The sequence below is a fragment of the Sphingomonas sp. P4_D12 genome (assembly GCF_056401895.1).
In genome coordinates this window covers 178,678-192,999 of the sequence record NZ_JBFUIL010000008.1, presented here as the reverse complement: position 1 = coordinate 192,999, position 14,322 = coordinate 178,678, and the positions used below count along the sequence as shown (strand labels likewise).

General features: G+C 62.4%; 8 protein-coding genes. All 8 read right to left on the bottom strand.

Translation table 11 applies throughout. The features are described 5' to 3' along the window. Positions 1-127 precede the first annotated feature (127 nt). The gene (locus tag AC1DSD_RS17215) at positions 128-1,678 is read right to left on the bottom strand and encodes an alpha-N-arabinofuranosidase (protein WP_478031798.1); all 1,551 of its coding nucleotides are present in this window, start codon (positions 1,676-1,678) and stop codon (positions 128-130) included. A 247-nt stretch (positions 1,679-1,925) separates the two neighbouring features. Continuing rightward, a complete protein-coding gene (locus AC1DSD_RS17210; RefSeq protein WP_478031796.1) occupies positions 1,926-2,693 on the bottom strand; it encodes a FadR/GntR family transcriptional regulator in 768 nt (255 codons plus the stop codon). 80 nt (positions 2,694-2,773) lie between these two features. Beyond that, the gene (locus AC1DSD_RS17205; protein WP_478031795.1) at positions 2,774-4,324 is read right to left on the bottom strand and encodes an MFS transporter; all 1,551 of its coding nucleotides are present in this window, start codon (positions 4,322-4,324) and stop codon (positions 2,774-2,776) included. Between the two features lie 85 nt (positions 4,325-4,409). Beyond that, positions 4,410-5,525: a beta-galactosidase BglB gene (gene bglB, locus AC1DSD_RS17200; RefSeq protein ID WP_478031793.1), complete on the bottom strand. Its 1,116-nt coding sequence runs from the start codon at positions 5,523-5,525 to the stop codon at positions 4,410-4,412. A 101-nt stretch (positions 5,526-5,626) separates the two neighbouring features. Further along, positions 5,627-8,680, bottom strand: coding sequence for a beta-galactosidase (locus tag AC1DSD_RS17195; protein WP_478031792.1), 3,054 nt, complete (start codon positions 8,678-8,680; stop codon positions 5,627-5,629). Then, complete coding sequence (locus tag AC1DSD_RS17190; protein ID WP_478031790.1) at positions 8,673-8,987, bottom strand: L-rhamnose mutarotase; 315 nt, start codon at positions 8,985-8,987, stop codon at positions 8,673-8,675. Before AC1DSD_RS17190 ends, AC1DSD_RS17195 begins: the two co-directional genes overlap by 8 nt. Before the next feature lie 71 nt (positions 8,988-9,058). Next, the gene (locus AC1DSD_RS17185) at positions 9,059-10,570 is read right to left on the bottom strand and encodes a rhamnogalacturonidase (RefSeq protein ID WP_478031788.1); all 1,512 of its coding nucleotides are present in this window, start codon (positions 10,568-10,570) and stop codon (positions 9,059-9,061) included. Positions 10,571-11,023: 453 nt separating this feature from the next. Beyond that, positions 11,024-14,200: a TonB-dependent receptor gene (locus tag AC1DSD_RS17180; RefSeq protein ID WP_478031787.1), complete on the bottom strand. Its 3,177-nt coding sequence runs from the start codon at positions 14,198-14,200 to the stop codon at positions 11,024-11,026. Positions 14,201-14,322: the final 122 nt, after the last annotated feature.

The window sequence follows — 14,322 nt, the reverse complement described above, 5'->3', positions numbered from 1 at the left end:
CGATGGCGACAATGTCGGCCGGCGGTATTTGAAAGAACCTTGTGGAGAATGATCCGGCCACCCTGGGGGTATCGCCTGCGTTGCGGACAAGCGGCAAATACCCCCCGGTGTGGCCGGCAATTGCCGATCAGCGCAGATCCAACATCACGATCGATTTGGGCGGCAGCGAAACGCTCAGCGTCCCATCACTGATCCTGGCGCCGGCGAAAGGCGCCGGCCTGACCGTATCGGGAGCGCCGAATGTATTGTGCGCATCCATGGCTGTGGCGGTCAGGATGCGGCCGGACACCCGCGTGACGTTGAGGCCATCGAGCTTGACGCGAACCGTTTCGGCACGGTTCGGATCGACGTTCGTAAGGCCCATGTGCACGACCCCGGCCGCATCGCGAACGGCGCTGGCGCTGATCGCCTTCAGGGTGGACCCGTTCTTGCTGTACGACCGGGAATCGACGTCGACGGTCAGGACAGTCGCGTCCTGATAGTCCTTGTACATGTCGAACACCCAATAGGTCGGGGTCTTCACCATCTTGTCGCCTTCGGTGAGGAGCAGCGATTGGAGCACGTTAACCATCTGGGCGATGTTGGCGCCGCGCAGACGATCCGTGTGCCGCGCGAAGATGTCGAAGTTCAAGCTGGCGACGATCGCATCGCGAAGACTGTTCTGCTGATACAGGAAGCCGGGATTGGTGCCCGGCTCGACGTCGTACCAGGTCCCCCATTCGTCGACGAGCAAAGCCACGCGCTTGCGGGGATCATATTTGTCCATGATCGCCGCATGTTCGGTGATGATCTTGTCCATCCGGATGGTTGCGGCAAGCGTGCGGGCCCATTGATCCTCGTCAAAGCCGGTTGCCGCGCCCTTGTGATCCCAGTCGCCCGGTACGGTGTAATAGTGCACGCCAATGCCGTCGATCTTGTCTCCGGCGATGCGCATCATGGTGTCTGTCCAATCGGTGTCGCCCGAATTGGCACCGCTGGCGATCTTCATGACATGCTGACCCGCCGGCATCTTCACGAACGTGCCGTAGCGACGCGTCAGGTCTGCGGCATATTCGGCGCGCATGTTTCCGCCGCATCCCCAAAGCTCATTGCCGAGCCCGACCATGGGAACCCGCCAGGGTTCCTTGCGGCCGTTCGCCGCACGTTCGTTGGCCAGCGTCGATCCGACCGGCGAGGTCATATATTGGACCCAGTCGGCCAATTCCACCGGAGGCGCCGAGCCGATATTGCCCGAGACATAGGCGTCGGCTCCAACGAGCTCAGAGAAGTCCATGAACTCGTGTGTGCCGAACGCATTATCTTCGGTGACACCGCCCCAATGAGTGTTGATCGAGACCTTGCGGTTTGCCTGCGGTCCGATGCCGTCGCGCCAGTGATATTCGTCGGCGAAACACCCCCCAGGCCAGCGGATCTCGGGCACCCGGATCGCCTTGAGCGCCTCGAGCACATCCTTGCGATAGCCCTTGATGTTGGGAATCTTGCTGCGCGGTCCGACCCAGATTCCGTTGTAAATGCCATGGCCAAGATGCTCGGCGAACTGACCAAAGATATGCCGATCGAATTTCGGCGCAGGCCGGTCGCCATGAACGACGACCACACCAGGGTCCTCGTCGCCCATCGCATAGGAACTCGAAGGCACGGCAACGCAAATAGCCAAGGCGGCGAGCAACAAGCGCATTTCCATCTCCCTTGGAACCGGGGCGCGGGTCGCCAGGAACGTTGTCCCAGCCGGTTCGCCCCTTTTTAACTCAGACATAATATAGCGCAAGAGAGATATTGCGGGCCCGGATCGGTCGACTACGGCCGCTCGTTATCGCGGCTGGCTCGGTACAGGATTTGCAGCCACACATTTGCCGAACGCCGGTCGCAGTCGGGCGATCGGCGTCGGCCGGCATGGAGTTGTTTCGGCGCTGCCGAAATCGAAGCTAGGATTGTCCCGGCCGCCGGCGATTCGGCTTTGTCGACATTTCACCGACCTCCCCGCCGAAGGCGATCATGTCGGTCATCAGCCGAGACGCACGGTCGCCGTCATGATCCACGATCGCCTCGAACAGCTCGGCATGTCGCCGTACCGCTTCGCTGCGAAGCTGCTCGTCTTCGAGTGGAAGAAGCAAGGTCGCGCACACCAAGGCGGTCTCGACGATCGCCGAGAAGGATCCCAGGATGAAATTGCCGGTGCTTGCGGTCACGGCGCGATGAAACTTGAGGTCCGCTTCGGCAAACAGCTGCCGGTTGCCGATCGCCTCGTCCATCAACCGCACGCTCGCCTCCATCTCGGCGAGGTCGCTGATCGATGCTCGTTGCGCGCTCAAGCGGGCAGCGAACGGCTCTACGGCGAGGCGAGCCTCGCGAAGCGTCTGGAGCAGATCGGGATCGAGCCCGACCGCGATGCGCCACGCCAGCACTTCGGGGTCCAGGAAATTCCAGTTCTGGCGATCGCGGACCCGCGTGCCGACCTTGGGTTTGGCGGTGACGAACCCCTTGGCATCCAGGATCTTGATCGCTTCGCGCAACACCGTCCGGGATACGCCGAAACGCTCGAGCGATTCCTCTTCACCCGAAATCCGGTCGCCCGGTTTCAACGTGCCGCCGATGATCTCCATCGCGATGGCGCGCGCGATCCGTGTCGTCGATGGAATGTTGATCGACCGTATTCCGCGCGCGGCATTGATCGCCTGTTCGGAGATCAGCACTCTGGGTGACGGTGGCTTGGAAATAAGGAACCTCGTAAACTACAAAAAGGAAATGACAGCGACCGCCTGCGTGGAGCGCATCACCCGCCGAGACGCTCGTTTGGACTACGGCCAGCTACCTGATTGTTACCCCACAGGCTATCATAGGGCCAACCCGACAGATCCTCCACCACCTTCGCATGAAGCGCATCGGTCGGGCTGCGCGCGCCGCCGCGGAAATGCTCGATCTCGTCGAGCAGGATGGCGTGGGTATGCGGATCCAACCGGAAACGCGCGGCGACGAACACGCCGAACGCCAGCACCACAAGGGTCCCTATGCCAAGCACCGCAGCGATTGCGATGATCGTCTGCGGGCTCTGCGTCGTGGCCTTCGGTACGAAACCGGACGCCTCCATGACCTGGCCGACCAGGATCACGGCAAGTGCCTGGCTCAATTTGCGCACGAGAGTCATGACCCCCGCAAATGCCCCCTCACGACGCCGGCCCGTCACGATTTCGTCGACATCGGCCATGTAATTGTACGTCGCCCACGGAATGTAATTGAGCGCGCCCCGGCCCAGGCCGACGAACACCACCGGCAGCCAGAACAGCGCCGAAGTCGCGGTATAACCGGCCCAGTACATAACCAGGAAGATGACGACGCCGATCGCGAAGCTGCCGGCGGCAAGGCGGTAGGCGGCGGACGGCGACATGCGCAACGCGAAATTGATCGCCAGCGCCACCGCGATCAGCTGGACGATATAGGTCACGCCGACCAAATTGGCGACGATCGTGGTCGACCCGGCCAAGGCGAAGATCACGAAATAAGTGAAAGCCGCATTGTAGATGTCCTGGCTGATATAGCCGCCCAGATACATGCCGAGATGCAGCCGGAATGCCCGGATGCGTAATGTCGAGAACAGGTTCTTATAGAGCGCCGCGAACGCGGCCCCCAGCGACGGCCGCGCCTCGGCTTCCGCCTCTTCGAGCCCCGGCGGACGTTGCCGCTCCCAGCTGAAGGCGTAGAGCAGGCCAGCGGCAGCCATGAACAGCGCCGAGAAGATGATGCCCATATAGAGAAAGGTCTGCGGCGAGCCGGGGCCGAGATAATTGATCAGCTGCCCGGGGAGGAACGCGGCGGCGATCGCGGAACATTGCCCCAACAGGATGCGCGCGCCGGCGAACTTGGCCTTGATCCGGTAATCGGTCGCCATCTCGCTGGCGAGAGTCTCGTACGGGATGATCTCCATCGCATAGACCATCTCGAACAGCACATAGGTGACGAGATAATACCAGAAGCCCTGCCCCGCGACCCACATGATCGCGAACGACGGAAGAAGCGGAATGGCCGCCAGGATGAAGAACCGCCGCCGGCCGAATGTCTTGCCCAGCCAGGTGCGGCCGAGATTGTCCGACAAATGGCCGATCACCGGGCTGGTAAAGGCGTCGAGGATGCGCGCCACGCCGAAGATGATCGTAGCCTCCGCCGCCGACAGGCCGCAAAAGCTCGTATAGAAGATCAGGATCCACGTACTGATGACGGCCATCGACCCTGCGCCCAGGATGTCGTTCGACCCGTAGAAAAGCAGATTGTACCAGCGGACCGGCCGCATCGGTGCAGTCGGGTTCTCCGTGATTGGCGCGCTGGCCATCTTTATCGCCCCCTAGGTGCCGCGGAAGCGATGCCGCGGCGACAGACCATGCCGTCGCCGTGCCGGAAATGCCCGACCGCCGCCATCAGATGTACGTGCGCAGGAATTCGCCCAGCGCGATCACAGCCAGGCTTTGACCATAAGGCATCGAGGTAAGCGCGATGTCCTTGTAGAATTGCTGCGTGTCACCCATCGCGGTGCCGAAAGAGACCTGCTTCAGTTCGCCCGCCGCGTCGATATTGGCGAGCACGCCCTTCACTGCCTTGATCCCGACCGCCTCGTAATGGCGTGGCAGATAGCCCTTACGCACCCCTTTCAGAATGCCGTAAGCAAAGCCCGCAGTGGCCGATGCCTCCAGATAGCTGGTCGGATCGACGATCAGCGTGTGCCACAGACCGGTATCGGCATCCTGCGTCTCGGCCAATGTCTTGACCTGCGCCGCCAGGGTGTCGATCAGGAAGATGCGAAAGGCGTCGCCCGGCGGCAGTTCGAGGATTTCGATGATCTCGGGAATCGCGATCGTCACCCAGCAATTGCCGCGCGCCCATAGCGCTTCGGCGAAATTGTGCCGGCCGTTGAAGTTCCAGCCGTGGAACCACAGCCCGGTCTTCTTGTCGTAGAGATATTTGATGTGGACGAGGAACTGGCGCTTGGCCTCCTCGACATATTGCGGGCGATCGAGCAACAGGCCGATCTTGGCCAAAGGCAGGACCGACATCATCAACGTGTCGTCCCACAATTCGCCCGGATTCTCGTCATTGTAAACGAGGTGCTGGAACGCGCCTTCCTCGGTCTTGGGGAGGCCGTCGGGCGCCATCAGCCATTCGGCCCAGGTGTCGAGATAGGAGACGTAGCGCGGATCGGATTCGTATTCGTAGAGATAGGCCAGCGTCAGGAACGGGGCCATGGTGTTGATGTTCTTGGTCGGCGTGCCTTCGGCGAAGCGATCGTCAAACCATTGCTTGATCACCGCCAGCGCCTTCTTGTCGCCGGTCTGCTCGAACAGGCGCCACAGGCCGAACAGGCCGACGCCGTGGGTCCATTCCCAACCGGCCCAGCCCTTGGTGTCGATAACCCGCCCATCCTCGAGCCGGAGCAGAAACTCGCCCGTCTCGTCCTTGATGTTGAGCAAATTGTCGATCAGCTTATCAATCGCTGTGATAACGTCGCCGTGCGGCACGTCATGGGTAACGGCGGCCAATCAATTTCTCCTGTTGATGAAGCGCGCGACCGGCAGAGCCCGGCCGCGCGCCTTGATATGATGGCGGCCGGACAACCGGCGCCGGATGACGATGTCGCCGATCATTTCGCGGCGACCGAATTGAGCTCGGCGGGATGCGCGGGCGCTGGCACCATGCGCACCGGCACCCCGCCGGCGACATTGCGCAGCGCCACCAGCTTGACCGCTTCCAATGCGTCGCCCGGCGCGCCGTCGGAAGTGACCGCCAGCGCGACCGTGTTGCTGCCGCGATGATTCAGGATTCCCTCGGGGATCGGGAACACGCGCTGCGGCCCGACATGGGCGATGAATTGTCCCATGTTCCAACCGTTGACGAAGAGCAGCACGCGATAGCGCGCCTTCGATCGCGGCACATCGGTATCGCCGAACGCGAGGGCGATCGTGGCGTCCTGCCCTTTCGGCACGGCGAGATCGAAGCGCGTGCGATACCAAATCGTGCCGGCCGATGGTGCCGCCGCGGGCACCGTCGCTGCTGCCCATTTCGCGTCGTCGAAGCCGGGAAGATGCCAGCCCATCCGCTCGCCATATTGCCCGCCATTATTGGCGGGGCCACGCGCCGGATCGGGCAGCGTTTCGCCGCCCGCCTTGCCCTGGATCTTCCAGGCGACCGGCACCGCGAAGCTGCGCCCGCCTGGTGCCTCGATCGAGACCGAGACTAGCCCGCGTGCCTCTTTGTGGAATTCGTCCGCGCCGAGGTCCCAATTGTGGCCGTTGTTGCGCACCATGACCGCCAGTACGTGCTCGCCAGGTGTCCGCGCGGTCTCGGGCAACGCGAAGCGCGCCAGTCCGGTGGTGATCGGCCGCGGCAGGCCGCTGGCCAATTCGTCCTGGCCGACCAGCTTGCCGTCGAGGAATAACTGCACCATTCCCGCGCCGCCCGCGCCGTAGAACAGCGCGATCTGCTGCGCTTCTGGCGATCCGACGAAACGGCCGCGATACCAGACGTCGCCGTCGTGGAAGCCATAAGGGTCCATGACAAGGGTCGGCTGACCGTCGGGCTTGGCGGTGATCGTCGCCGCCTCGCGATTGTCGACAGCCTGCCACTTGCTATCGTCGAAAGCCGGATCGGTTTCGGGCGATCCCGCCGCCATCCGCCAGGCGGTCAGCGCGGGAAGCGCGAAATCCATGGGTCCGGCCAGCGGCCGCGTCGCGAGGCGGTTGCCGACCGCGCCGGATTTCAGCGCGACGGCCGCGCCATTCCAGCGCATCTGCTTGATTGCCGCCGGCGCCCAAAGCTCGAGCGGCGTCTCGGCCTTGGTATCGCCGGTCAGCATCAATGTGTCGCGGCTTGCATCGGCCCGGCGAACGAGCGCGGGGCCGCGTACGAGAACCGAGCCGGCGGCGGTATCGCGCTGCCAGTAGCGCACAGCCTCGGCTTCGTCGGCCAGTAGGAGCGTGAGCGGCGGACGCCCGCCGCCGGTCACGCGGACTACCGTTCGGCCGTCATGCGCGTAATTCAGCCGAAGGTCGCCCTTCGCAGCGTCGAACGCGCTCGTCGCCTGCCCCTCGAGCAATTCGACTTTGGGCGCGGACGCATAGCGCAGGACGGTCTCTCCGCCCTCGCCATGCCGGCCATAGAGCAAGACCAGATCCACGCCGTCGACGGTCAGACGCGACTGTAGCTCGGACGTCGAATAGACCAGCCGCTGCGCGCCAAGATCGACTCCGGCGAGCAGCCATTTCGCATCGAACCCGTTCAGCTGCATCGGCGCGGCCTGCGGGAAGGTGTAATGCCCATCGGGCAGGTCGGCGGTGATCGTGAAGCGGTCGTCGGTCTGGCCGTTCGACGGCCGGTGCGTGACCATCAGGAAGCGCGCGCCGCTCTCGGGGCTCTTGTCGTGATAGACCTGGATATTGGAAGAGGAGGCTGTCGCGGGCCCGGCCGGAACCATACCGGCGAGAGCGGGGACATTGGCGATCAGGCCGCCCAGCTGTTTCAGCTCCTCGGCCTTGTCGCGCAGCTCGCGCGCTTCGGAAATCGCTGCGCCATAATCGTAGCTGGTGAAGACTACGGGCGCGGGCAGCCAGCCCCAGCTCGTCCCGCCAAAGCCCATATAGAAGCTCTGGATGTCGATGCCGTTCGCCAGGTTGGTGCCATAGAAGACACGCTGGAACCGCTTGCCGCGCTGGATCGCGTTGCACTCATAGCCGCCATTCGATCCCCAATAATCGAACCAGCCGCCGCCGAATTCGGCGAGGAAGGCGGGAGTGTCGGGCGAAGCCGAGGCCCCGCCTCTCGCGCCGCCGGGACCGTAAAAGCCCCAATCGGGCGCAGCCGACCCGCGCGTGACCTTCCCGGTCGCAGTACAGGTGCCGCCGGGATAGCCGTCGAACGCGTAGAGGTCGTTCGGACCCTTCACCACCTTGTCGACGGGCGAGCTGTCGGGCACCCAATAGCCGTTGCGCCCCTGATCGTTATGGAACAGCGGGATGGTGACGCCATCGGCGCGCACCTTGGCATAGAGATGATCCATGTACTGCCGTTGCGCCGACGTGGTCAGCGGCAGCTCGTTCTCGATCTGATAGAGGATGATCGTACCGCGATGCCCCTTGCCATCGCCGTTGATCTGATGCCGCGCGACGATCGCGTCGATCCTGGACATCCACTCGTCGACCGCCGCCAGATAAGCGGGGTCGTCGGTGCGGGCACGAGCCTTCTGGTTGACCAGCCAGCCGGGAAAACCGCCGCGCGACAGCTCGGCATTCACATACGGCCCGGGGCGGGCAATGACGTAGAGCCCCTCCTCCTCCGCCATGGTCAGCACGCGATCGATGTCGCGGATGCCGGTGAAGTCGTATTCGCCCTGTTTCGCACTGTGGTAGCCCCAGTCGAAATACAGCGCGACGGTGTTGAATCCGCTCGCCTTCATCTTCTGCAGGATGTCGCGCCACAGGTCCGGACTGGGCAGGCGAAACGGGTGGAACTCGCTCGACCAGATGACCTTGCGTTTGCCGTCGATCATCAGCGACCGCGCATCTAAGGATACGCGACCGAATGTCTTCGCCGGCGCGGTCAGGTTCTCGGTCGGCCGCGCGGTCTGTGCGGGGGCGGCGGTGGCCAGAAGAAGACTGGCCAGCGCGCCCGGGCCGATCGATAATCCCGCGATCCTACGCATGGTGGAAGATCAGCGGAAGCGACCATTCTTTCGGCCGGTTATCGGCTTCCACCTCCATCAGCGGCGCCATGTAATCCCACCACTTCTTCATGAGCGGATGGTCGGGCAGCGCGTCGCGATCATTATCTTCGCGCAGCTTCAGCACCGCGAACAGTGCCAACGTGTCCTCGTCGAGGAAGATCGAATAATCGTAAATGCCGGCCGCGGTCAGCAACGCCGACAGCTCCGGCCATATCTCGTCATGGCGACGACGATATTCGTCGATCACGCCGGGTTTCAGCTGCATTTTGAACGCGCAGATCGACACTGCCTCTCCCCGAACAAACCCATTATGTGGTATGTATGTTCAAAATCTGGTATCCGAGATCGCCTCACGGGTCAATCACGACCGCGCCAAAGCGGCGTCCGGGAGATGGCCGTATCCGGGGCATCGTCGAGCAGGATCGGCGGTCGCGTATCGGGTGCGGAGACCGCGAGTTGGAGGCCTTCGATCGTCAGCCCACGCGCATGCCGCACCCATAGCCCCCAGGCCGGCAACGGGCCGAACATGCTCGGTTCGGGATACGCGCTGGGATGCTCCTCGGGACGGCGCGCGGCGTCGGCCTCGGTGCCTCCGCCGTTATAGGTCAGCCTGATATTCTCGAGCCTCACGTTCTCGATCGGATGATCGACGAGGCCCGCGATCGCCGCGGAATATCGATGGTCGATACCGGTCGCGTCCAAGTCGCTGATCGCGACGTCGCGGATGGCGCCGATCCCGGTCCCCGGCGGCCCGCGCCGGCGATCGCCCAGCCGCAGGAAGATCGGCGCGGTGGTAATGTCGCGCATCGTCAGGCGGCGCGCGACGACATGTTCCATCACTCCGCCGTCGACCGTCTCCAGCGCGAGACCGCGGCAATGGGTGAAGAGGCAATCCTCGATCAGAATATCGCGATAGCCGCCGTTGCTCTCGGTTCCCAGCTTGATCCGGCCCGTCACACGATCGCGATCGGGCGCCAATTGCTGCGTCTTGCGACGAGTGCCATTTAGCATCGTGCCCAGATCGTACCCTGACACCGCGCAACGCCGCACCGTCACGCGTTCGGCGCGGATCGCGCGACCCAGCGCATAGCTGGCCTTGACCACGATCGCGTCGTCATTGGGCGTGTTGACGCGGCAATTCTCGACCAGCGCATCCTGCACGCAGTCCAGGTCGATGCCATCGCGCTCGGTGTCGATCGTGAGATCCTGGATCGTCAGGTCGCGCGTGCCCGTGGCGAGGATCGCGAAATGCCCGCACTTCAGCATCGAAAATCCGACCAAGCGGATGTTGCGGCCGTTGCGCAGAGCGATCGCCTTGTTGCCCGCTCCGCGCATCGCGGTCACGTCAGGCTCCAGGGCGGCGATCTGAGCGCCGGTCATGCCTTTCATCGACAGCGGGCGCTCCCCGATCTGGGCCTTCCACCGCGCGCCCGGTCCGTTACGCGTCAGGCCCAAGCCGTGGATCAGGCCAGGGCCGGTGATCGCGGCGTCCTCGACATCCTCTCCCCAGATCAGGCTGTTGCGCCAATGGCTATGCCCGAAATCCTGATAGAGCTGGTCGAAATCCTCGGGCGGATCATATTGTCCTGGGTGCCGCGCCGGATCGGCCGCTTCGATCACCGCGCCTTTCGCCAACTGAATGGTGACGTGGCTCTTCAGTTCGATCGAAAAGCAAAGATAGCGCCCGGGGGGTACCAGCACGGTGCCGCCGCCGGCGCGCGCGGCCGCGATGATCGCGGCATTGAAGGCGCCACCGTCGATGGATCGCCCGTCACCTTTGGCGCCGAAGGCCCGGACGTCGAACGGATGCGCGGCGAGCGGAAGCAACCCCCCGGCAGCTAGGCCCAGGCTTAAGTCTCGGCGCGTCATCTCCATGCTAAAAAAGAAGGTCGGCCGCAGAATAGCCGCCGACCTGCCATAACAGCGAAATATTTATTGATATAGTTGAGCATATCAAATTAATACTTCTATACAACCGCTATGCTACATTGGATCTAGCTTGCCTCGGATCAACTTTTGGAATCATATTCGGAAGCACATTATATCCTATTGTGTCACAGCTTGCGGTGCAGCTATCAAGTGAGAGCATGCACGCCTCCATTTGTGCGTATCCACCGGAGCCTGTGCAATTTGTATATTCCCAGAAACACTGGTGATAACATGCATCTTTAGGGTCTGGAGGAGGAACGTCTTGAGCAGACACCTGCGCCGAAAAAAACAAAAGTGGCACGCAATATTTAATGCATCTTACAATCATATTCATCTCCTGTACTTTAATTTTGAATAAAATATAGAATATTATACGATTTTGATGTCATTAATTTAAAATTTAGCCTGCACTCCTATAAAAAAACGTTGCCCAGGATAATAGACTTCCGAGGTGCCGATGCCCTTGATGTAGGACTTGGAATATTCCTTGTTGATGTTCTGCATCTCGGCGAACACGCTGAAATGCCATTTGGGGAAGCGAAGGGTGATCTTGCCGTCCAGATAGCCCTCGGCCTTGCGATAGATCGGGAGGTTGCCGTTGTTCGAATCGGCGATCGTTACCAGCCAATCCGACCGGTAATTGTAGTTCATCCGGACGTTCAGCCAGCCCTTGTCGTAGAAGACGCTGGCATTCCAGGTCCAGGTTGACAGGCCAGGATATTCGTTGAGCGGCGCACCGGTGGCCGAATTGGTCAGGTTGGTGCGGATCGCCCGGGCATAGGTCAGGTTTCCGGACACGCCAAAGCCGTCGAAGGGCTTGGGCAGGAAGCTGAACACCGTTTGCGCGCTCGCCTCGACACCGTCGAGCAACGCGCCGAACCCGTTGACCGGCTGGCGGACGGTATAGGTGATGCCGTCGTGGAACAGGTCCACGCCGCTTCGAGTCACGTTGGGGACGACAAAGCTCGATTCGTATTTCTTGTAATAACCCAGGCTGACCAGCGTATCCTTGTTCGCATACCAGGCCAGATTGAGCTCCCACTGGTCCGCACGATAGGGCTTCAAGTCGGGATTGCCCGCCGTGCAAACGTCATCGGCGGAGGCGACCGTGGCATCGTCGAGGCAATTGATGTTCGGCACGAGGTCGGTCGGCTTCGGGCGCGCCAGGTTCTTTGCCCAATTGGCGCGCAGCACCAGATTGGGCGTGAATTCCAGCGCCGCGTTGAACGCCGGCAGCACATCGGCATAGCTGTTGTTCAGCGTCGCCTGTTGCGCGGCCAGCACCACCGTCTCCGTCCCGCCGGTCGAATTGAAGCGAGTCACGCGGCTGATATTGGTACCGATGCCGCTGTCCTTGGTGAAGGTATAGCGCACGCCGGCATTGCCGGTCAGGCGCATCCCGAACACATGAGTGGCGAAATCGGCCTTCAGATAGCCGGCGGCCACCGTCTCGCTGATCTGGTAGGCCGGGATTTGCGGTAGGCCATTGGCCTTCAGCACGAGATCCTGGTCGAAGCCCGACAAGTCATAATATTTGCTGAGGATGTCCGAGTTGAAATTGGCGTAGGAGATACGACCGGGGATCGAGTCCGGAGCGCCCTGCAGGCCGGTGAACAACGGCGCGCCGCCGCTCATGGTGCCGAGCGCGTCGATCAAGCCGGCATATTCCGCGCGCGTGATGTAGTAAGTGGTACCGTTCACGCGCTGCGGCACCGTCGCCGCATTGACCACGTTGGTCGTGTAGGAGACGTTGGCGCTGCTCTGATAGACGAGCGGCGTGACGCCCGGCGCCGAGATCAGCCGCGAACCGCCGCCAGTATAGGAAATATAATCCTGCCAACGGCCCTGGCCGCCGAATTCGATCATCTTCAGCGGGCCGAGATCGACCTGCCAGTCGAAGTCTAGCTTCACCTGCTTTTCGGTGTTGCTCGACTGGGCGGGGCGATATTGCAGGACCGGCCCCGCCTGGCCCACATTTCCGGCACGGTTATAGTCGACATAGATGTTGGGATCGGCCGGATCGACGCTGCTCGGATAGGTCAGCACGGGAATACCCAGCGCGTTGCGCGTATCCACCGACACACCCGCGATCCCGGTGCTCAGCGAGATGAGATTGGTGTCGCCGATCGTGCTGCCCTTGGCATAGGACCCCATGCCCTTCACCTTGAGCCGGCCCACATCCCAGTCGAAGCCCGTAGTGAAGTATTGCGTTTTCTGATTGTATTGGAAGTCCCGGCGCTGGACGCCCAGGATGTTGCTCGATCCGCTATAGACCGGCGCGGCCGCGGTGCCGATATTCACCGAGTTCAAAGCAGTCGTATAGCTGGTGACGACGTGGTTGCCATCGACCGTGGACGTCCCGAGTTTGACCTGCGGCGTCGAGCTCGTGCCCAATGATGGGTCGAGCTGAAAGCGCTGATAGCGGCCGATATCGAGCGAATAATTGGTGTCCATCAACCGCTGGTCGCGGTTGCTGATCGTCGCCTCGGCATACCAGCGAAGATTGTGCGCGACCTCATATTGGACAGTGAAGTCGCCCGACAGGCGCTTGTCGCGGCGCACCAGGTTGCGATAGCGCGGCACCTGCGCCACCCAATCGAAGAACTGCGTCTCACACGCTGTGCGGCGCGTCGCGAACGTCGCGGTCGACGTGCTGCCGACATTCGCGCAGCTACCATAGGTGTTGAACGCCGAGTAATTGGGGTCGGCGACGGTCTTCTGATCCGAATGATCGAAATCTGCCAAGCGCTTGTAATTGGTATTGCTGGCATAATCCTGGCGCGTCGTGACGTCGTCATAAGTGACGTTGAGCAGTACGCCGAGCCCGTCGATGAACAGATGGGGCGTTCCGATCACGAGGGTCCCGCGCGGCCGCCAATCCTGGCTGGTGTCGAGATGCTGCGCGGAAAGCACGACGCTGGCGAGCGGCTTGGTCAAGTCCAATGGCTTGCGCAGCTCGATCGCCACGGTCCCGCCGATTCCGCCCTCGGTCAGATCGACGGTATAGCCTTTGTAGACGTCGATCGACTTGACCAACTCGGTCGCTAGCTCGCGAAAATCGCCGCCGCGGGTGCCGAGCGCCGACATCTGGGTCACCCCGTTGACTTCGACGCGGTTGAGATCCGGCTCGACGCCGCGGATCGACACCTGCACCCCCTCTCCGAAATCGCGGCTGAGCTGCACACCGGTCACGCGCGCGAGGGAGTCGCCGACATTTTTGTCGGGGAAGCTGGCAATGTCGTCGGCGACGATCGAATCGACCACCGTTCCCGCATTGCGCTTGCGCGCGATCGCCGAGCGCAGCGACGCGCGCGTGCCGACGATCAGGATCTCGCCCTTGGTGCCTTCGGACGACGTGCCGGCCTGATCTTCGGCCTGCGGCGCCTTGGCCGTCTGCGGCTGGCTCGCTGTTCCCGGCGCGGGCGAAGGCGTGGACGCAGGATCCGATTGCGGCGGCGTGGCAGGCGCGGTCTGGGCCAACGCTGGCGCGGCGGTGGCGCAACCCAGCGTCAAGGCGAGAACGGAAGTAGTGGTTAGGCGGCGCCCTTTCCGCCAGCGATCTGCAGTCATCGATCTCTCTCCTGTACTCGCGCCTTCGCATTGCCCCGGCACCCTTCCCGGCCGGCGCGAATTACGCGCTTCTGATTATCTGGCGGCGAAAGCGATGCGGGCGGCAGAGGCTGGACGGCCGT